The 19,543-nt window shown below is 69.5% G+C and carries 17 protein-coding genes and 1 pseudogene; 9 read left to right on the forward strand and 9 right to left on the reverse strand.

Annotated features, from left to right (window positions below; translation table 11 throughout):
• Positions 1 to 175 precede the first annotated feature (175 nt).
• The 6 genes and pseudogenes from gyrB to dnaA all read right to left on the reverse strand — a co-directional run bounded on the left by gyrB (position 176) and on the right by dnaA (position 9,285).
• Positions 176 to 2,176, reverse strand: coding sequence for a DNA topoisomerase (ATP-hydrolyzing) subunit B (gene gyrB / locus ACXKR8_RS25550; RefSeq protein ID WP_458275083.1), 2,001 nt, complete (start codon positions 2,174 to 2,176; stop codon positions 176 to 178).
• A gap of 349 nt (positions 2,177 to 2,525) precedes the next feature.
• The gene (locus tag ACXKR8_RS25555; RefSeq protein WP_458266910.1) at positions 2,526 to 3,068 is read right to left on the reverse strand and encodes a DciA family protein; all 543 of its coding nucleotides are present in this window, start codon (positions 3,066 to 3,068) and stop codon (positions 2,526 to 2,528) included.
• A gap of 64 nt (positions 3,069 to 3,132) precedes the next feature.
• Positions 3,133 to 4,263 (reverse strand): DNA replication/repair protein RecF, encoded by a 1,131-nt coding sequence (gene recF, locus ACXKR8_RS25560; RefSeq protein ID WP_458266911.1) that lies wholly within the window; start codon positions 4,261 to 4,263, stop codon positions 3,133 to 3,135.
• Between the two features lie 53 nt (positions 4,264 to 4,316).
• Positions 4,317 to 5,191: pseudogene (gene gnd / locus ACXKR8_RS25565) on the reverse strand (phosphogluconate dehydrogenase (NAD(+)-dependent, decarboxylating)).
• 122 nt (positions 5,192 to 5,313) lie between these two features.
• Complete coding sequence (gene dnaN, locus ACXKR8_RS25570; protein WP_458266913.1) at positions 5,314 to 6,444, reverse strand: DNA polymerase III subunit beta; 1,131 nt, start codon at positions 6,442 to 6,444, stop codon at positions 5,314 to 5,316.
• Positions 6,445 to 7,383: 939 nt separating this feature from the next.
• Complete coding sequence (dnaA, locus tag ACXKR8_RS25575; protein WP_458266914.1) at positions 7,384 to 9,285, reverse strand: chromosomal replication initiator protein DnaA; 1,902 nt, start codon at positions 9,283 to 9,285, stop codon at positions 7,384 to 7,386.
• A gap of 409 nt (positions 9,286 to 9,694) precedes the next feature.
• Here dnaA and rpmH point away from each other — a divergent pair, with 409 nt between their 5' ends.
• The 9 genes from rpmH to ACXKR8_RS25620 all read left to right on the forward strand — a co-directional run bounded on the left by rpmH (position 9,695) and on the right by ACXKR8_RS25620 (position 16,719).
• Positions 9,695 to 9,832 carry a 50S ribosomal protein L34 gene (rpmH, locus tag ACXKR8_RS25580; RefSeq protein ID WP_458266915.1) on the forward strand — a complete coding sequence of 46 codons (138 nt, stop codon included), beginning with the start codon at positions 9,695 to 9,697 and terminating at the stop codon, positions 9,830 to 9,832.
• Positions 9,833 to 9,848: 16 nt separating this feature from the next.
• Positions 9,849 to 10,331 carry a ribonuclease P protein component gene (gene rnpA, locus ACXKR8_RS25585; protein WP_458266916.1) on the forward strand — a complete coding sequence of 161 codons (483 nt, stop codon included), beginning with the start codon at positions 9,849 to 9,851 and terminating at the stop codon, positions 10,329 to 10,331.
• A 38-nt stretch (positions 10,332 to 10,369) separates the two neighbouring features.
• Entirely contained in the window at positions 10,370 to 10,702 is a 333-nt protein-coding gene (gene yidD / locus ACXKR8_RS25590; protein ID WP_458275084.1) for a membrane protein insertion efficiency factor YidD, read from the forward strand.
• On the forward strand, positions 10,699 to 11,958 hold the full coding sequence (yidC, locus tag ACXKR8_RS25595) for a membrane protein insertase YidC (RefSeq protein ID WP_458266917.1): 1,260 nt from the start codon (positions 10,699 to 10,701) through the stop codon (positions 11,956 to 11,958). The genes yidD and yidC overlap by 4 nt, the downstream gene beginning before the upstream one ends.
• 118 nt (positions 11,959 to 12,076) lie before the next feature.
• Positions 12,077 to 12,619: a Jag family protein gene (locus ACXKR8_RS25600; RefSeq protein ID WP_458266918.1), complete on the forward strand. Its 543-nt coding sequence runs from the start codon at positions 12,077 to 12,079 to the stop codon at positions 12,617 to 12,619.
• A 60-nt stretch (positions 12,620 to 12,679) separates the two neighbouring features.
• On the forward strand, positions 12,680 to 13,450 hold the full coding sequence (gene rsmG / locus ACXKR8_RS25605; protein ID WP_458266919.1) for a 16S rRNA (guanine(527)-N(7))-methyltransferase RsmG: 771 nt from the start codon (positions 12,680 to 12,682) through the stop codon (positions 13,448 to 13,450).
• Between the two features lie 477 nt (positions 13,451 to 13,927).
• Complete coding sequence (locus ACXKR8_RS25610; RefSeq protein ID WP_458266920.1) at positions 13,928 to 14,953, forward strand: ParA family protein; 1,026 nt, start codon at positions 13,928 to 13,930, stop codon at positions 14,951 to 14,953.
• Positions 14,950 to 16,020, forward strand: coding sequence for a ParB/RepB/Spo0J family partition protein (locus tag ACXKR8_RS25615; protein ID WP_458266921.1), 1,071 nt, complete (start codon positions 14,950 to 14,952; stop codon positions 16,018 to 16,020). Before ACXKR8_RS25610 ends, ACXKR8_RS25615 begins: the two co-directional genes overlap by 4 nt.
• A gap of 81 nt (positions 16,021 to 16,101) precedes the next feature.
• A complete protein-coding gene (locus tag ACXKR8_RS25620) occupies positions 16,102 to 16,719 on the forward strand; it encodes a GNAT family N-acetyltransferase (protein ID WP_458266922.1) in 618 nt (205 codons plus the stop codon).
• Positions 16,720 to 16,813: 94 nt separating this feature from the next.
• Here the strand turns inward: ACXKR8_RS25620 and ACXKR8_RS25625 are convergent, their stop codons facing one another.
• From ACXKR8_RS25625 to trxB, 3 genes are all read right to left on the reverse strand, one after another.
• Positions 16,814 to 17,989 carry an N-acetylmuramoyl-L-alanine amidase gene (locus ACXKR8_RS25625; protein ID WP_458266923.1) on the reverse strand — a complete coding sequence of 392 codons (1,176 nt, stop codon included), beginning with the start codon at positions 17,987 to 17,989 and terminating at the stop codon, positions 16,814 to 16,816.
• 151 nt (positions 17,990 to 18,140) lie between these two features.
• The gene (gene trxA / locus ACXKR8_RS25630) at positions 18,141 to 18,479 is read right to left on the reverse strand and encodes a thioredoxin (RefSeq protein ID WP_458266924.1); all 339 of its coding nucleotides are present in this window, start codon (positions 18,477 to 18,479) and stop codon (positions 18,141 to 18,143) included.
• Positions 18,480 to 18,555: 76 nt separating this feature from the next.
• Complete coding sequence (gene trxB, locus ACXKR8_RS25635) at positions 18,556 to 19,518, reverse strand: thioredoxin-disulfide reductase (protein WP_458266925.1); 963 nt, start codon at positions 19,516 to 19,518, stop codon at positions 18,556 to 18,558.
• Between the last annotated feature and the right edge of the window lie 25 nt (positions 19,519 to 19,543).

Genomic DNA, 19,543 nt, shown 5'->3' on the forward strand with positions numbered 1-19,543 from the left:
CGAGCTCGACCTGCTCGATCCGGAGGTTGGCCTCCGGCAGCGTGGGGAGCGCGGGAAGTCCGGGCTCGGCGCCGTCCGCGCCGGTGGGGTTGTCGTCGACCACTGCTGGTCAGTTTCCTCTCGTGCGTGCTGCCAGGGACAGTTCTGACGTGCTCTCGGTGCTGCCGAGCGGGCGTCAGACGTCCAGGAAGCGGACGTCCTTGGCGTTGCGCTGGATGAAGGAGCGGCGGGCCTCGACGTCCTCGCCCATCAGGATGGAGAAGAGGTCGTCGGCACGGGCCGCGTCCTCCAGGGTGACCTGGCCGAGGAGGCGGTGGTCCTGGTCCATGGTGGTGATCCGCAGCTCTTCCGCGTTCATCTCGCCGAGGCCCTTGAAGCGCTGGATCGCGTCGTCCTTGGGGAGCTTGCGGCCCGCCGCCCGGCCGGCCGCGATGACCGCGTCCTTCTCCGGGTCGGAGTAGACGTACTGGAAGTCGTCCCGGCCCCACTTGATCTTGTAGAGCGGCGGCCGGGCCAGGAACACGTAGCCGCCCTCGATCAGCGGCCGCATGAAGCGGAACAGCAGGGTGAGCAGCAGGGTGTTGATGTGGTGGCCGTCGACGTCGGCGTCGGCCATCAGCACGATCTTGTGATAGCGCAGCTTGGAGACGTCGAAGTCGTCGTGCACGCCGGTGCCGAAGGCCGAGATCAGCGCCTGGACCTCGGTGTTCTGCAGGACCTTGTCGATCCTGGCCTTCTCCACGTTCAGGATCTTGCCGCGGATCGGCAGGATGGCCTGGACCCGCGGGTTGCGGCCCTGCTTGGCCGAGCCGCCGGCCGAGTCACCCTCGACGATGAAGATCTCGCACTCGGAGGGGTCCTTGCTCTGGCAGTCCGAGAGCTTGCCGGGCAGCGAGGCGGTCTCCAGCAGGCCCTTGCGACGGGTCAGGTCGCGCACCTTGCGGGCCGCCACCCGGGCGGTCGCGGCGGTGATGGACTTGCGGATGATGTCCGCGGCCTCGCTGGGGTTGCGGTCCAGCCAGTCGTTGAGGTGCTCGTGCACCACCTTCTGGACGAAGGTCTTGGCCTCGGTGTTGCCCAGCTTGGTCTTGGTCTGGCCCTCGAACTGCGGCTCGCCCAGCTTGACGCTGATGATCGCGGTGAGGCCCTCGCGGATGTCCTCGCCGGTGAGGTTCTCGTCCTTCTCGCGGAGGAACTTCTTCTCCCGGGCGTAGCGGTTGACCAGGCCGGTCAGCGCCGCGCGGAAGCCCTCCTCGTGGGTGCCGCCCTCGGTGGTGTGGATGGTGTTGGCGAAGGAGTACACCCCCTCGCTGTACGCCGTGTTCCACTGCATCGCGACCTCGCAGGAGATCGTCCGCCCCTTGTCCTCGGCCTCGAAGCCGATCACGCTGGGGTGGATCAGGTCGCCCTTGTGCGAGTTGAGGTACGTCACGAAGTCGGCGATGCCGCCCTCGTAGTGGTACTTCACCGTGAACGGGGTGCCCGCGTCGTCCACATGGTCCGGGCGCTCGTCGGTCAGCGCGATGGTCAGGCCCTTGTTGAGGAAGGCCATCTCCTGGAAGCGCCGCGACAGGGTGTCGAAGGAGTACTCGGTGGTCTCGAAGATGTCGCCGTCGGCCCAGAAGGTGACCGCGGTGCCGGTCTCGGCGGTCTCCTCGTGCTGCTCCAGCTCGGCCGTCGGCGCGCCCAGCTTGTAGTCCTGGGTCCAGCGGTGGCCGTCGGTGCGGATCTCCACCGCGAGGCGCTGGGACAGCGCGTTGACCACGGAGACGCCGACGCCGTGCAGACCACCGGAGACGGAGTAGCCGCCGCCGCCGAACTTGCCGCCCGCGTGCAGCACGGTGAGCACGACCTCGACGGCCGGCTTGCCCTGACCGGGCACGATGCCGACCGGGATGCCGCGGCCGTTGTCGGTGACCCGGACCCCGCCGTCCTCCAGGATGGTCACCCCGATGGTGTCGGCGTGGCCGGCCAGGGCCTCGTCGACGGCGTTGTCCACGACCTCGTAGACGAGGTGGTGCAGCCCGCGCTCGCCGGTGGAGCCGATGTACATGCCGGGGCGCTTGCGGACCGCGTCCAGGCCCTCCAGCACGGTGATCGCACTGGCGTCGTAGGACGAGTTGTTCTCCGAGAGGGAGCTGGTCACCGGGGACAGGTCGTCGGCGTCCCCCGGCACCGGGTCGGCGGCACCGGCTGCGGCGGCAGCCTCGGCCTCGGCGGACAGGGAGTTCTCGGGGGTCTGGCTGGGGTCGCCGGAATCGGCCACGAAGCGCCCTTTCTGGCACAGCTCGGGCAGCTTCCGTACCCCGTGGGTGGGACCGGAGCGGCCTCGGTTCTCGACTCAGTCACCGCAAGCGGCGGTTTCACGTTCCAGTCTACCGGTAGGACTGACACTCATGGGCCTTTGGTGGCCCCTGGCTTCCCCCGTGCCGCACGAAATCCGGGTCGGATGGGTACCACCACGCGCACGGGGGGCGAGATGGGCTCACATGGGCCCTCAGCCGATCCGGCCGGTGACCCGACGGTCACCCCCAGGTGTCCCCTGGTCCCTTGCTTCCCGGGGCCCTCAGCCGGCCGTAGGCACGGGCCGGACCCGCCGGGCCCTGAACCTTGATCAACCGCACGGTGCCGTGGCCCAGTTCCTGGTTCAGCTTCCCCACCAGCTGCGGCGCCAGCAGCCGGATCTGGGTGGCCCAGGCGGTGGAACTGCAGCGGACCGAGAGCACCCGGTCCTCCTCGTCGTAGTGCTCCGGCTCACAGTGCGCGGCCAGGTCCCGGCCGACGATCTGCGGCCAGCGGCCCATCACCCCGCCCACCGCGGCCGGGGCCTCCCAGCCGCGCTCGGACACCAGCCGGCTGATCGCGGCGCCCAGCGGCTGGGGGTCGCGCCCGTCGGCGCGCGCGCCGGAGCGCAACCCCGTGCGCCGGGACTCCTTCTTCTGCAGCACATGGTCCCCGCGCAGCCTGGCCTGCTCCTTGGCGTTGCGCAGGGCCACCCTGGCCAGGTCGACGCCGGACAGCTGCGGCTCGTCGTCCGCCGGCACCGGTGCCTCGCTCGATTCGTTCACAGCAGCCCCACTCTCCCCGCTCCGGGGATGCAAGCGTACGAGGCCCCACGGACATCAGGAGCGTTCAGACGATTCTGCTGACCTCACCGCTCGCCACCGAGTAGCGCGCCCCGGCCAGCGCCTCCGGCACGTCCTCCGGCACCGCCGCGGTGACCAGCACCTGCTCGCCGTTCGCCACCAGCTCGGCCAGCCGCTCCCGGCGCCGGGTGTCCAGCTCGGCGAACACGTCGTCCAGGATCAGCACCGGCTCGCCGCCGTCCGCGCGGAGCAGCTCGTAGGAGGCCAGCCGCAGCCCCAGCGCGTAGGACCAGGACTCGCCGTGGCTGGCGTAGCCCTTCGCGGGCAGCTCGCCCAGCTGCAGGCCGAGGTCGTCCCGGTGCGGTCCGACCAGGGTGACCCCGCGTTCGATCTCCTGCTTGCGGGCCGCGCCCATGGCGCCCAGCAGCGCCGCGTACAGCGGCTCCCGGCCGCCGGTCAGCGGCACGCCCTCGCCCATCGAGCTGCGGTACTCCAGCAGGGTCGGACCGCCGCCGGGGGCCAGTTCCTCGTAGGCGGCGCGGACCAGCGGCTGCAGCGCGGTGACCAGGTCGATCCGGCAGGCCAGCAGCTCGGCCCCGGCCCGGGCCAGGTGGTCGTCCCAGACGTCCAGGGTGGACAGCTCCACCCGGCCGCTGGAGCGGCGGGCCATCGCGGCCGACTTCAGCAGCGCGTTGCGCTGCTTCAGCACCCGGTCGTAGTCCTGCCGGACGCCGGCAAGACGGGGCGCGCGGGCGACCAGCAGCTCGTCCAGGAACCGGCGGCGCTCGCCCGGATCGCCCTTCACCAGGGCCAGGTCCTCGGGGGCGAACAGCACGGTGCGCAGCAGTCCGAGCACGTCGCGCGGGCGGACGTTGTCGGAGCGGTTGATCCTGGCCCGGTTCGCCCGGCCCGGGTTGAGTTCCAGCTCGACCAGGGTCGGCCGCTGGTCCCTGACCACATTGACCCGGACCACCGCGCGCTCGGCGCCGAGCCGCACCAACGGGGCGTCGCCGGCCACCCGGTGGCTGGCCAGGGTGGCCACATAGCCGACCGCCTCGACCAGGTTGGTCTTGCCCTGGCCGTTGGGACCGGTGAACGCGGTGACGCCCGGGTCGAGCGGAACCTCGGCCCGGGCGTAGGAACGGAAGTCGGCCAGCGACAGATGCGCGACGTGCATGCTCTGGTTCTCGCCGGCCTTCTTCTCGTCAGTTGTCTTACAGGGTAAGGAAGTTACTTGTTCTCGACCGCGTGGCCGCCGAACTGGTTGCGCAGCGCGGCGATCATCTTCATCTGCGGGAGTCGTCCTGCCGCGAGGCGAAGCGGGCGAACAGCGAGGCGGTGATGGCCGGCAGCGGCACGGCGTGGTCGAGGGCGGCCTCGACGGTCCAGCGGCCCTCGCCGGAGTCCTGGGCGTAGCCCTTGAGCTTCTCCAGGTGCTCGTCGGAGTCCAGCGCGTTCACGGCCAGGTCGAGCAGCCAGGAACGGATCACCGTGCCCTCCTGCCAGCTGCGGAAGACCTCACGCACGTCGGTGACCGAGTCCACGGCCTCCAGCAGCTCCCAGCCCTCGGCGTAGGCCTGCATCATGGCGTACTCGATGCCGTTGTGGACCATCTTGGCGAAGTGGCCCGCGCCGACCTTGCCGGCGTTGACCGAGCCGAAATCGCCCTCGGGCTTGAGGGCGTCGAAGATCGGCTGGACCTTGGCGATGTCCTCGTCCTTGCCGCCGTACATCAGGGCGTAGCCGTTCTTCAGGCCCCAGACGCCGCCGGAGACACCGCAGTCGACGAAGCCGATGCCCTTGGCCGCGAGGTCCGCGCCGTGCTTCTCGTCGTCGGTCCAGCGGGAGTTGCCGCCGTCGACGACCACGTCGCCGGGCTCCAGCAGCTCGGCGAGCTCGTCCACGGTGGCCTGGGTCGGCGCACCGGCCGGGACCATGACCCACACCACGCGCGGCGCGGACAGGCCTGCGACCAGGTCCTTCAGGCTGGAGACGTCCGCGAGGTCGGGGTTGCGGTCGTAGCCGACCACGGTGTGGCCGGCCTGGCGGATGCGCTCGCGCATGTTGCCGCCCATTTTGCCGAGACCGATGAGTCCGAGCTCCATCACGAGTCCTTCGTTTTGAGGTGACTGCACAGCGCGCGGCGCCCTTGCCGCCAAGGGGGAGCCTACGCCCGGTGGCGTGTACCCACCGGGCGCGGGACCCATCCGCGTGACCTGCTTGCGCCTCAGCCGGACAACCGCACCGGCATGATCAAGTACTTGTAGCTCTCATCGGCCTCGGCGTCGGCCGCGTGCTTGCCGCTGAGCAGGGCCGGCTTGGTCGAGGTGGTGAAGCTCAACTGGGCCACCGCGGAGTCGATCGCGGAGAGGCCGTCCAGCAGGTAGGCCGGGTTGAAGGCGATCGAGATGTCGTCGCCCTCCAGGTCGGCGTCCACCCGCTCGGTGGCCTGGGCGTCGTCGCCGGAACCGGCCTCCAGGGTGAGCACGCCCTGCTCGAAGCTCAACCGGACCGGGGTGTTCCGCTCGGCCACCAGCGAGACGCGCTTGACCGCCTCCACGAAGGCCGGGGTCTGGATCGTCGCCACCGAGTTGAACTCGGTCGGGAACAGCGCCCGGAACTTCGGGAACTCGCCCTCCAGCAGCCGGGTGGTGGTGCGGCGGCCGGCGCCCTCGAAGCCGATCAGGCCCTCGCCCTTGCCGCTGCCCGCCAGGGCGATGCTGACGACGTCACCGGCGCTGAGGGACTTGGCGGTGTCCAGCAGCGTCTTGGCGGGCACCAGGGCCACCGCGGAGAGGCCCTCCTGCTCCGGCTTCCACATCAGGTCGCGGACGGCGAAGCGGTAGCGGTCGGTGGCGGCCAGGGTGACCCGGTCCCCCTCGATCTCCACCCGCACGCCGGTCAGCACCGGGAGCGTGTCGTCCCGCCCGGCGGCGGTGGCCACCTGGGCCACGGCGGCCGCGAAGGCCTCACCGGGCACGGTGCCGGAGACGGTGGGCATCACCGGCAGTGCCGGGTACTCGTCCACCGGCAGGGTGGGCAGGGTGAACCGGGAGCTGCCGCAGAGCACGATCACCCGCACGCCGTCGGTGGAGATCTCCACCGGACGGTTGGGGAGCGACCGCGAGATGTCGGCCAGCAGCCGGCCGGAGACCAGGACCGTGCCCGGCTCCTCGACGTCGGCCTCGGTCTCCACCCGGGCGGAGACCTCGTAGTCGAAGCCGGACAGGCTCAGCTTGCCCTCGTCGGCCGCCAGCAGCAGCCCGGCCAGCACCGGCACCGGAGGCCGTGCCGGGAGGCTGCGCGCGGCCCAGGCCACGGCCTCCGCGAGGACGTCACGCTCGACCCGGAACTTCACCGGTAACCGCCTCCTGTGTACTGCTGGTTCTGGACTGGTGGTGGCAACAGCTTGCGCTGATCCGGGGGCTCTCGGTTTGAGCCTGTCCCCAGGGTGGGGACGATCCCGGTGGGAGTCGCGCCCGCCGAGGCGGCCATCGCTGCTCCCTGTTGCTGGAGACAGTCTGACGCACTCCACCGACAGCCGAGGCAGATGGGGCGAAGACGGCTCGAACCTGTGTCGGGTTGCCGTTATCCACAGATCTTGGCCCCCACCTGCTTTTCGATCATCCCGGTGCTCTATACGTGGGTAGTAGTAGTAGGCCTTGTGGAAACAGTGGAAAACCACCTCTGCGCCTGGTCAGGGCCCCTTTTTTATCCACATTGCCTGGGGACGGTATCAGTGGAAAAACCACCCCTCCTGTGGATGCAGCACCCTTCACCCACAGGGCAGTTGAGTTATCCCCAGGTTTTCCCCAGATCCATCCACAGATATCGCCTCAGTTCTCCACAGCCCCTCTGGCAACATCACGTGACCGCTTTCACTCGGGACGGTGACAAGCGCATTGATGTTGTCGAACTGTGGACACTGCTGTGGAGAACTAGCCGAAAGCTGGGGACAAGTGGCTGCTTCCTGGGGACAGCGCGTGGATAACCCTGGCGCCGTGTTGACGGGCCCTCCGTCGTCCACAGCCTGTGGATAACTATTTCCCACAAGTACACAGGCAGGTGAGCTGGGCAGACGTCTCCATGATGACGGAACCTGTGGAGAGATTCTGGATAACTTCGTCCTCCCCAGGGTGTGGACAGTGAAAACTGCCGCAACCTGTGGACCAAGGGCCCAACTGCCGCCCCCGTTCGAACGATGGGTCCAGCTGTGCGGGCACGAAAGGAGCCCCGGAACGGTGTTCCGGGGCTCTGCTCGCTGTTCTGGTCGGTGCTGTGGTCGCGGCTGTGGCGGTCAGCTCTTGATGCGGTTGGTCAGCTCGGTCACCTGGTTGTAGATGGACCGGCGCTCGGCCATCATGGTGCGGATCTTGCGGTCCGCGTGCATCACCGTGGTGTGGTCCCGGCCGCCGAACTGGGCCCCGATCTTGGGCAGGGACAGGTCGGTGAGCTCCCGGCAGAGGTACATGGCGATCTGCCGCGCGGTCACCAGCACCCGGCTCCTGGACGAGCCGCAGAGGTCGTCCACGCTGAGCCCGAAGTACGCGGCGGTCTGCTGCATGATGACCGTCGCGGTGATCTCCGGGCCGGCCTCCTCGCCGCCGGGGATGAGGTCCTTGAGCACGATCTCGGCCAACTGCAGGTCCACCGGGGACCGGTTGAGGCTGGCGAAGGCGGTCACCCGGATCAGCGCACCCTCCAACTCCCGGATGTTGCGCGAGATCCGGGAGGCGATGAACTCCAACACCTCGGGCGGGGCGTTCAGTTGCTCCTGGATCGCCTTCTTGCGCAGGATCGCGATCCGGGTCTCCAGCTCCGGCGGCTGGACGTCGGTGGTCAGCCCCCACTCGAAGCGGTTGCGGAGCCGGTCCTCCAGGGTGACCAGCTGCCGCGGCGGCCGGTCCGAGGAGATCACGATCTGCTTGTTGGCGTTGTGCAGGGTGTTGAAGGTGTGGAAGAACTCCTCCTGGGTCGACTCCTTGTTCTGCAGGAACTGGATGTCGTCGACCAGCAGGATGTCCATGTCGCGGTAGCGCTGCCGGAAGCCGTCGCCCTTGTCGTCCCGGATCGAGTTGATGAACTCGTTGGTGAACTCCTCGGAGCTCACATAGCGGACCCGGGTGCCGGGGTAGAGGCTGCGGGCGTAGTGCCCGATCGCGTGCAGCAGGTGGGTCTTGCCGAGGCCGGACTCCCCGTAGATGAACAGCGGGTTGTACGCCTTGGCGGGGGCCTCGGCCACCGCCACCGCGGCCGCGTGGGCGAAGCGGTTGCTGGAGCCGATGACGAAGGTCTCGAAGAGGTACTTGGGGTTCAGTCGCGCGGCCGGCTCGTCCTTGCGCGGCAGGCCCGGCGCGGAGCCGCCGCCGGGGCGGTCAGGACGTTCGGACAGCGGCCGCTCGGACAGCTGCTGCTCCGGCCGGACGGCCGGCAACTGCTCGTGCTCGGACCGCTGTTCGGCCTCGCGGTCGTCCTGCGGGGCGGACGGGCGGAAGGGCTCCTCCGGGGCGCGCTGCTCCCACGGGCGCTGCTGCTGCGGGGAGGGGGCCGCCGGGGGCCACTCGTCCTCCTGGTCCCGCTGGTCCCGCGGGGACCGGCCGGGGAAGGAGGAGTAGCCGTTGCCGGGACCGGTCGCCGGGGCGCCGTAGTAGCCGCCGCGCTCCTGCTGCGGGTACTCCTGCTGTTGCTGCGGGTACTCCTGCTGCGGGTACGGGGAGGAGTAGTCGGCGCGGCGCTGGTCGTAGCCGTCGTAGCCCTGGCTCTGGTTCTGGCCCTGTCCGGAGCCGGGTCCGCCGGGGACCTGACCCTGGTTCGGGCCCTGACCCTGGTTCTGGTTGGGGCCCTGGGTGTAGTCGCGGTGCTGCAGTTGCTGCTGTTGCTGCTGGGGCGGCGGGGCCTGCTCGCGGGGGGCGGGGGGCGGGCCGAGCGGGGCCGCGTTGGCGTCGACGATCACGGCGATCCGCATCGGACGTCCGTACTCATGGCTCAGCAGCTCGGTGATCGCCGGGAGCAGTCGCCCCTCCAGCACCCCCTTGGCGTACTCATTGGGTGTCGCCAGCAGCGCGGTGTCGACCATCAGGCCCATGGTCTGGGTGCGCTGCAGCCACTGGGCGTCCTTGGGGCCGACCCCCTGGTCGTTGCCCAGTCGCTCGACGATCCGCGCCCAGACGGTCGCAAGCTCGCTGCTCGTATCAGCCACTGGTGCACGCTTTCTCGTTCCACCGGGACAGGTGGGGAGGACCGGGAGAAGAGAGGAGGGGGAGGAGGGAACCGGAGAGTCTGCCCACGGTAGTCAGGCCCGGGGCTGCGTTCAAGTTCTTGTCCACAGGCTGTGTACAGCAGTGTCGCAGACCGGGGGCCGCCCCGTTTCCCCGGAGCCGCTTCCGGGAAACCTCCAGCCGGTTTGACCCGCGGAGCCCGTTCCGCGTACCGTAACGAGGTCGAGTTGTCGATGGCCGCTGCCGCATGCCCGCGGATTATCCGCACACCAAGGCGCGCAGCTACGGGCGTCGTGGGTCACCGTACATAACGGGTATGGGGATCGCGCGGACGCACGGTGACGGCTTATCGACGCCCCGCGACCCTTCGATTCATCCTGGAGTCCCCCCGTGAGCAAGCGCACTTTCCAGCCGAACAACCGCCGTCGCGCGAAGACCCATGGCTTCCGCCTGCGGATGCGCACCCGTGCCGGCCGTGCGATCCTCGCGGGTCGCCGCGAAAAGGGCCGCGCCCGCCTGTCCGCCTGATCTATCAGGTCATGCTGTGCTGCCACCCGAACATCGGCTGAGGCGGCGCCAGGACTTCGCGATCGCGGTGCGGCGGGGCCGCCGCGCCGGACGTCCCCTGCTGGTCGTGCACCTCAGTGAGAACGCTGAGGGCACGTCCGGCGGGCCGTACGGCGAGGGCGACCCCGTGGCATCCACGGATCTGCCGTCAACGGACCCGCACAGCACCGGGGAGTCTCCCTCTCCGGTGCGTGCGGGTTTTGTCGTCAGCAAGGCCGTCGGACCGGCTGTGGTCCGCAACCGCGTGAAGCGTCGCCTGCGTCACCTCGTAGCCGCACGTCTTGCCGACCTGCCCGCAGGTAGCCTGATAGTGGTACGCGCGCTGCCCCCAGCCGGGACGGCGGGATTCGCGGACCTGCAACGCGATCTCGATTCCGCACTGCGGAAGCTGGCCGCCCCCCGGGGCAGGCGGCTCCGCGACTCCGGTACCGCATCCTCGCCGACGGGAGCAGGACAGTGACCTACCTGCTGATAGCAGCGACAGGCCTGGCCTTGCTGCTGGCAGGGCGGTATCTGCTGCTGGGGTTGATCAGGGTCTACCAGTGGACCGTCAGTCCGCTGCTGGGCCCGGTCTGCCGCTACCACCCCTCGTGCTCCCGCTACGGGTTCGAGGCAATCAAGGTGCACGGCGCGGTCAAGGGCACGGCCCTGACCGCGTGGCGCATCCTCCGGTGCAATCCGTGGAGCGCGGGCGGCTTCGACTACGTGCCCGCGCGCAAGCGCCCTGTCTGGTACCGGTGGGTCCTCAACCTTTCGTCCCGCGACGTGGGACCCCACACCTCGAGCGGTGCTGACGCGCCGACTCCCTCGACCAACGCCCAAGGAGCATGACCGTGGGGTTTCTCGGCACGATCCTCAGTCCGCTGTATACAGCTGTCTCATGGATCATCGTCCAGTTCCACTCGCTGTACAGCCAGGTCTTCCCCGCTGACAGCGGCTGGGCCTGGGGTCTGGCGATCGTCTCGCTGGTGATCCTGGTCCGCGCCTGCATGATCCCGCTGACGATCAAGCAGACCAAGTCGATGCGGGCGATGCAGGCGCTGCAGCCCCGGCTGAAGGTGCTGCAGGAGCGCTACAAGGGCGACCGGCAGAAGCTCTCCGAAGAGAGCATGAAGCTCTACAAGGAGGCCGGGGCCAACCCGGCGTCCAGCTGCCTGCCGCTGCTGATCCAGTCGCCGTTCTTCATGTCGCTGTACGGCGTGCTGAGCAATGTCGCGCACGACAAGACGGTCGGTGTGATCACCCCGACACTCCTGGTGAGCGCGCAGCACGCCTACATCTTCGGCGCCCCGCTGTCGGCGACCTTCTTCAACTCCTCGATCACCAACGTCAAGATCGTCACCGCGGTGATGATCCTGACCATGTGCTTCACGCAGTTCCTCACCACCCGCCAGCTCATGACGAAGAACGTCGACCTCTCGGTCAAGACGCCGTACATGCAGCAGCAGAAGATGATGATGTACGTCTTCCCGGTGATCTACATCTTCATCGGCACCAACATGCCGGTGGGCGTGCTCATCTACATGGTGACCAGCAACATGTGGACCCTGGGCCAGCAGCTGGTGATCATCCGGCAGAACCCCACCCCCGGTTCGGTCGCCTTCAAGCAGCGCCAGGACCGGCTCAAGGCCGCGGGCAAGCTGAACGCCGACGGGACCCCGGTGAAGGCCGGTCTGGCCACCCTGGTGAAGGGCGGAGCCCCCGTGGTCGAGGAGGTCCCGGAGGACACCGCGCCGGTACGCCGGCAGCAGCCCAAGCGGCAGACCAAGTCCCAGCGGGCCGGCGGCACCGGTACGGCTCCGGCCGACGCCGTGGTCACTACCGCCGAGGACACCGCCAAGGTGAGCACCGAGAAGGCAGTCAGCGGCGCCAAGCCGGCCACCGGGAAGCCCGCTGGCGGGACCGGCACCGGAAAGGCCGCGACCCCCGCGCAGGCCCGTGGCCGGGCCAAGACCGGCGGCGCGGCCCCGGCCGCCGGCGGCACCGCTGCCACCCCGGCCCAGTCCGGCGGCCAGAAGCGCAGCAACCAGCCCGCCAAGCGGAACCCGCAGCCGGCCGGTCGCTCGAACGGCAAGAAGAAGTCCTAGCACTGCCGCCCGGCCTGCTCGCTCCACCCCCTTGTCGGAACCAGATCCCTTGTCGGAACCACATCCCCTGCCGGAACCACATCCCCTGCCGGAACCACAGATCCAAAGGAGTCCACCCGTGACGGACGGCACCGCGACGCCGGTCGAGAACGTCGAGCCGAAGAGTGCAGCGTCGACGGCCGATACGCTCGGCCACCTGGAGCAGGAGGGCGAGATCGCCGCGGACTACCTGGAGGCCCTGCTCGACATTGCGGACCTCGACGGGGACATCGACATGGACGTGGAGGGGGACCGTGCCTCCGTCTCCATCGTCGGTGAGGGTCCCGGCGACGACCGCTCGCTGTCCCGGCTGGTGGGCCAGGACGGCGAGGTCCTGGAGGCGCTGCAGGAGCTGACCCGGCTGGCGGTGCACCGCGAGACGGGCGAGCGCAGCAGGCTGATGCTGGACATCGCCGGGTTCCGCGCGCAGAAGCGGGCCGAGCTGGCGGAGCTGGGCGCGCAGGCGGCCAAGGAGGCCAAGGAGGCCGGGGCGCCGGTGAAGCTCCGGCCGATGACGCCCTTCGAGCGCAAGGTCGTCCATGACGCGGTCGCCGCGGCCGGTCTGCGCAGCGAGTCGGAGGGCGAGGAGCCGCAGCGGCGGGTCGTCGTGCTTCCCGCGTAGTCCTGCTGTCCCACACTGGTTGCACTTGAGCACTGGTTGCACTTGAGGAGAGGGTCAGCGATGTCAGAGGCGGAGCCGGGGCCTGAACCGGTGGCGGAGGAGTTCTCGAGGGAGCTCCCGGAAACGCCGCCGGCGGCCAGGGCGGTCTTTGGCGACCGCTTCGGGCAGGCAGTCCGCTACGCCGAGCTGCTGGCCGACGCCGGGGTGCGCCGCGGTCTGATCGGCCCCAGGGAGGTGCCGCGGCTGTGGGAGCGGCACATCCTCAACTGCGCCGTACTGGGGGAGCTGCTGCCCGAGGGCGCGTCCCTGTGCGATGTCGGGTCCGGGGCCGGGCTGCCCGGGATCCCGGTGGCGCTGGCCCGTCCCGATGTCCGGATCACCCTGCTCGAACCGCTGCTGCGGCGGACCACCTTCCTGGAGGAGGTGGTCAAGGAGCTCGGTCTGGAGAATGTGACCGTGGTCCGGGGCCGGGCCGAGGAGATGATCGGCAAGCTCTCGGTGGACGTGGTGACCGCCCGGGCGGTGGCTCCGCTGGACCGGCTGGCCGGCTGGGGACTGCCGCTGCTGCGTCCCTACGGGGTGATGCTGGCGCTCAAGGGCGACTCCGCGGAGCAGGAGCTGGTCGAGCACAAGGCCGCCCTGGTCCGACTGGGGGCCAGGGAGTGGTCGGTGGGCATCGCCGGTGTGGGCGTGGTGGAGACCCCCACGCATGTGGTGCGGGTCAAGGTCGGCGAGAGCCCGGGTGGGGTCAAGGCGGCCACCAGGCGGGCCAAGGCCGCGCGGGCGGGCCGGGCGAAGGCGGGAACCGCTGCTCCCCGCCGGCACCGCTAGGACGCCGCCGCAGCTGCCGCCGGGCGCTGTTGCGCTGAGGGCCCGCCGTTTCACGTGAAACATGGATTCACGTGAAACGGCGGGCCTTTCTGCTGCCCTGGGACGGCCGGAGTGTCGAACCATGAGATTTCCCCTATACCGGGCATCGTGTTTCACGTGAAACGTCGCTCTCTGCTTCCCGGGATCCTGAGCCGCAGTCGTGGGGCCGCTCAGTACAGCCGTCGTTCGGGTGAAGTTCTGCCGCTGAGGGGGTCAGAAGGGCCACAACCGACTCCCGCTGCCGCCGCGCTGCGCGATGATGCCAGCGACAGCCAGGACGGAGAGGGGGGCGAACCCATGCCCAGTGAGACTCAGGTCGAGCCGTTGCCCGGCCCCAGGGCCAGGAACCGTCGAGCGGTAGCGCCTGTTTCACGTGAAACAGCACAGACTTCGGGGGGCGCCACCCGCACGCTTGTGCCGCATGAAACACTGACGCCCATGCAGGACTCCGAACTCACCCCGCTCATTGACGACACCCCCATCGGACGTGCCGCACAGGCAGCGGTCGAGGCGATGGGCCGTGTCGGAGAAGCTCTGCCCCGCCCTGCCAACACCCGGGTGATGGTGGTCGCCAACCAGAAGGGTGGCGTGGGCAAAACCACCTCCACCGTGAATCTGGCGGCATCCCTGGCCATGCACGGCGCCAGGGTGCTGGTGATCGACCTCGACCCGCAGGGGAACGCCTCCACGGCGCTGGGGATCGACCACCACGCCGAGGTTCCCTCCATCTACGACGTCCTGGTCGAGGGCAAGCCGCTGGCCGACGTGGTCCAGCCGGTGGCGGACGTCGAGGGGCTGTTCTGCTGCCCGGCGACCATCGACCTGGCCGGCGCCGAGATCGAACTGGTCTCCCTGGTGGCCAGGGAGAGCCGGCTGCAGCGGGCGATCGAGGCCTATGAGCAGCCGCTCGACTACATCCTGATCGACTGCCCGCCCTCGCTGGGGCTGCTGACCGTCAACGCGATGGTGGCGGGACGCGAGGTGCTGATCCCGATCCAGTGCGAGTACTACGCACTGGAGGGCCTGGGCCAGCTGCTGCGCAATGTGGACCTGGTCCGGGCCCACCTCAATCCGCATCTGCATGTGTCGACGATCCTGCTGACCATGTACGACGCGCGGACCCGACTGGCCTCCCAGGTCGCGGACGAGGTCCGCAGCCACTTCTCGGAGGAGGTGCTGAAGACGGCGATCCCCCGCTCGGTCCGGGTCTCCGAGGCGCCCAGCTACGGGCAGACCGTCCTCACCTACGACCCCAGCTCGACCGGGGCGCTCTCCTACCTGGAGGCGGCCAAGGAGATTGCGCTGCGCGGTGCCGAGAAGGACGCCCGGGCAGCCGACGAGCGGCTTGCCGCGGACCCGGGCAACCCCGGGCTCTACCAGCAGCAGCCGCGCCGGATGGCAGAGCACTCAGCAGTGCAGCATGAGACAGCAGGGAAGCACGGCACGATGGAGGGGCAGCGGTGAGTGAACGACGTAGGGGTCTGGGCAAGGGGATCGGGGCACTGATCCCGGCAGCCAGTGGGGCGGACAGCCGGTCCATCTCCCCCGCCATCGGTGGTTCGCTCTCCCCGAGCGGCGTTCCCGCGCTGGGCGGCGGCGGAGCGGTCAGCACCTTGGAGCGCACGATCGAGGGCGTTGTTTCACGTGAAACAGCGGCGGCGGGCGGGTCGGAGCTGCGTCCGGTGGACGGGGCGTACTTCGCCGAGATCCCGCTGGACGCGATCACGCCCAACCCGCGTCAGCCGCGTGAGGTCTTCGAGGAGGAAGCCCTCAATGAGCTGATCCACTCCATCAAGGAGGTGGGTCTGCTCCAGCCGGTGGTGGTCCGTCAGATCTCGCCGGACCGCTATGAGCTGATCATGGGGGAGCGCCGCTGGCGTGCTTCCCGTGAGGCCGGTCTTGAGGCGATCCCGGCCATCGTCCGGGACACCGAGGACGAGAAGCTGCTTCTTGACGCCCTGTTCGAGAACCTGCACCGGGCCCAGCTCAACCCGCTGGAGGAGGCCGCGGCCTACGACCAGCTGCTGCGGGACTTCTCCTGCAGCCATGAGGAGTTGGCCAAGCGGATCGGCCGCTCGCGTTCCTATGTCTCCAACACCCTGCGGCTGCTGAACCTGCCGGCGCTGGTTCAGCGTCGGCTGGCGATGGGCGAGCTGCAGTCGGGTCATGCTCGGCCGCTGCTGGGCCTGGAGACGCCGGAGGAGCAGGAGGCACTGGCGCGGCGGATCACGGCCGAGGGCCTCTCGGTGCGGACGGTCGAGGAGATCGTCGCGCTGTCCAAGCTGGAGCAGGCGCCGGCGAAGAAGCCGCAGCCGCCCAGGGCGGGCAAGCGGGTCCACCCGGCGCTGGCGAGTCTGGCGAGCCGGCTGTCCGACCGGTTCGACACCAGGGTGAAGGTGGAGCTCGGCAAGGACCGCGGAAAGATCGTGGTGGAGTACGCCTCCATGGACGACCTGGACCGGATCCTGGCGCTGTTCGCCCCCGGCGAGGGCCAGGTCCTCAAGCAGGACAAGACCGACGACGAGGGCTAGCACCTGGCACCAGGCTGCACCGAGGGCCCCTGTTTCACGTGAAACAGGGGCCCTTTGCTGTGGCCGTCTAGAGTGTGAGGCATGGGACGCAGGTTCGTACCGATCACGCTGGACTCGCTCTCCGACCTTCCGGGCAGCTGTGGCTCCTGCGTGTTCTGGGAGTTGGACGCGGTGAGCGGGGCGGCCGCGGTCAAGGCCGGGAATCCGGAGATCGAGAAGGAGTCCTGGATCTCGGCGGTGCTGCTGGAGTGGGGCTCCTGCGGGCGGATCGCCTATGTCGACGACGTCCCGGTGGGCTACGTCCTCTACGCGCCGCCGGCCTATGTGCCGCGGTCGCTGTCCTTTCCGACCAGCCCGGTCTCCCCCGACGCCGTCCAGCTGATGACCGCGCTGGTGCTGCCGGGATACCAGGGGCAGGGGATCGGCCGGACCCTGGTGCAGACCGTCGCCAAGGATCTGGTGCGGCGTGGTTTCAAGGCGGTCGAGGCGTTCGGGGACGCCCGCTGGAAGCAGCCCGGGTGCCTGCTTCCGGCGGACCATCTGCTGGCGGTGGGATTCAAGACGGTGCGACCGCATCCCCGTTATCCGCGGCTCCGGCTGGAGGTGCGCTCGGCGATCTCCTGGAAGGGGGAGATGGAGGTCGCCCTGGAGCGGCTGCTCGGTGCGGTGCAGAAGGAGCCCTCGCTGCGACCGCTGTAGCACCGGGCCGGAGGTCTCACCGGGCCGAGGTCTCGCTGGACCGACGTTGCACCGGGCCGGTGTTTCACGTGAAACACCGGCCCGGTGCCTTCGTTCAGAGCAGCGCGGCCGGGAGGTGCAGCACCCCGGTCGGGGAGTCGTCCTCGGGCGGGAGGTAGAGCCGCTGGACGGCCACCGCGATGGCCTCGACGGCCTGGGCGCGCAGCTGCGGTGAGGACAGCCGGACCGCGTCCTGGATGTTGGTGAGGTACCCCAGCTCAAGCCGCACCGTGGCCATCCGGGTGGACCGCAGCAGGGTCCAGGTGCGGGCATGGCTGCGGTTGTCGCCGAAGCCGCAGCGGGCGACCAGCTCGCGCTGGAGCAGCCCGGCGAACTGCTTGCCGGTGTGGGACCAGCGGTGGCCGCTCTCGTCGCCGTAGTAGTAGCTGGACGCTCCGGACGCCTGCGGGTTCTGGTGTCCGTCGAGGTGCAGCGACAGCATCAGGTTGGCATCGGTGGCGTTGGCGAACTGGGCCCGCTGGGTCTCGTCACCGCCGTTGTCCGCCCCCCGGGTGAGGTAGGTGCGGACGCCCAGGGCGGTGAGCCGGCCCTCCAGCCGGGTGGCGATCTCCCAGACGATGGCTGCCTCGGTGTGGCTGTGGGCGCAGACTCCGGGATCGCCGCCGCCGTGCCCCGGGTCGATGATGATGACCTTGCCGGGGAGCGCCGCTCCGGAGTGGAGCAGCATCTCGGTCTCACGCATCACATGGGGTGCGCCGCCGACCACGGTGCGGGCGAGCCGGGCCAGCACGGTGAAGGTGGTGGGGCCGAGAGTGCCGTCGGCCTGGAGCCCCATGTTGCGCTGGAACTCGCTGAGCGCCTGGGCGGTGTCATGGCCGAAGATTCCGTCGACGCGGCCGGGGGTGAAGCCCATGTCCAGGAGCCGCTGCTGGAGTTGGGCCACGTCGTCGCCGACCTGGAGATTGCTCACCACATGGCTGAGCACCCGGTCGCCCAGTCTCCAGCGGGCCTCGTTGAGGTGGCGGTAGGTCTCCGGACCGACGATGCCGTCGGCGGTGAGTCCGCGCTGCTGCTGGAAGTGGCGCACTGCGGCGTCGACCTGGAGGTCGAAGTGCGAGGAGGCGGAGGCCAGTTGCCGGTGGTCGCCGAGGGCCTCCCCGGTGTTGGGCAGCAGGCCGAGCAGGCCGAGCTTGAAGCGGATCTCGGCCACCGCGGGTCCGGTGTCACCGAGCTTCCAGTGATAGGTGTGGGCGGGATGCTGCTTGGTCATGATGCGAGGGTCCCCTCCTCCTCATGGACTGCCATGATCGTACGCGCCGTTTCACGTGAAACATGTGCGGCGCTCTTCTACAACGACGCCGGGGCAGCCACCCTACGGTGGCTGCCCCGGCGTCAGTCTGCTCTGTGACAGGCCCTGTCGGCTACTCGTCGCCGAGCAGGAACTCGGCGAGATCCCGGACCAGGGCGCTCTTCGGCTTGGCGCCGACGATGGTCTTCACGACCTCGCCGTTCACATAGACGTTCATGGTGGGGATGGACAGGACCCCGTAGGTCGCGGGGACGTTGGGGTTGTTGTCGATGTCCAGCTTGGCGATGGTGATCTTGTCGCCGAACTCGGCAGCGATCTCCTCGAGTGCGGGGGCGACCTGGCGGCACGGGCCGCACCAGGTGGCCCAGAAGTCGACGAGCACAGGCTTGTCGCTCTTGAGCACCTCGGACTCGAAGGTGTCGTCGGTCACGATGATGGTGGCGCCGGCCACGGGGTCTCCTCGGGTGTGCGGGGATGGGTGGGGCTGTCGGGTGGTTGCGGTGTGGTGCTGGGAGGCCGGGAGCGGCTCAGACCGCGCTGCCGGCCAGGCTCTCGGTGTGGGCGAGCAGGGCCAGGTAGCGCTCGGCGTCCAGGGCCGCGGCACAGCCGGTGCCGGCCGCGGTGATGGCCTGGCGGTAGGTGTGGTCCACGACGTCCCCGGCGCCGAAGACACCGGTCAGGTTGGTCCGGGTGGAGGGGGCCTCGACCCGGAGGTAGCCCTCGTCGTCCAGGTCCAGCTGGCCCTTGAACAGCTCGGTGCGCGGGTCATGGCCGACGGCGATGAACAGTCCGGTGACCGGGAGCTCGCGGGTCTCGCCGGTGACGGTGTCCCGGAGCGTGAGCCCACTCAGCTTGGTCTCGCCGTGGATCTCGGCGACCTCGCTGTTCCAGGCGAAGCTGATCTTCGGGTCGGCGATGGCACGGTCCTGCATGGTCTTACTGGCCCGCAGGCTGTCCCGGCGGTGGACCACGGTGACGGACTTGGCGAAGCGCGACAGGAAGGTCGCCTCCTCCATCGCGGTGTCGCCGCCGCCGACCACGACGATGTCCTGGTCCCGGAAGAAGAAGCCGTCACAGGTCGCACACCAGGAAACGCCGCGGCCGGAGAGCTCGTCCTCCCGCGGCAGGCCCAGCTTGCGGTGCTGGGAGCCGGTGGTGACGATGACAGCCCTGGCCCGGTGCACGGTGCCCTCGGAGTCGGTGACGGTCTTGATGTCACCGGTGAGGTCGACCGCGGTGATGTCGTCCGGGACCAGCTCGGCGCCGAAGCGCTCCGCCTGGCCGCGCATGTTGTCCATGAGGTCCGGGCCCATGATGCCGTCCTGGAACCCGGGGAAGTTCTCCACCTCGGTGGTGTTCATCAGCGCGCCGCCGGCCGACACCGCCCCCTCGAACACCAGGGGCTGCAGCGCGGCACGCGCCGTGTAGAGCGCGGCTGTGTAGCCGGCCGGGCCTGAGCCGATGATGATCACGTTGCGGACGTCGCTCACTGCACATCTCCTGAATCGCTTCGCA

The sequence above is a fragment of the Streptacidiphilus sp. PAMC 29251 genome (assembly GCF_054208735.2).

Coding starts and splice junctions, on each gene's coding strand:
- rsmG (WP_458266919.1), top strand. CDS start 12,680: ATGTCAGAGGCGGAGCCGGGGCCTGAACCGGTGGCGGAGGAGTTCTCG.
- ACXKR8_RS25620 (WP_458266922.1), top strand. CDS start 16,102: ATGGGACGCAGGTTCGTACCGATCACGCTGGACTCGCTCTCCGACCTT.
- recF (WP_458266911.1), bottom strand. CDS start 4,263: ATGCACGTCGCGCATCTGTCGCTGGCCGACTTCCGTTCCTACGCCCGG.
- ACXKR8_RS25625 (WP_458266923.1), bottom strand. CDS start 17,989: ATGACCAAGCAGCATCCCGCCCACACCTATCACTGGAAGCTCGGTGAC.
- ACXKR8_RS25610 (WP_458266920.1), top strand. CDS start 13,928: ATGCAGGACTCCGAACTCACCCCGCTCATTGACGACACCCCCATCGGA.
- yidC (WP_458266917.1), top strand. CDS start 10,699: ATGACCGTGGGGTTTCTCGGCACGATCCTCAGTCCGCTGTATACAGCT.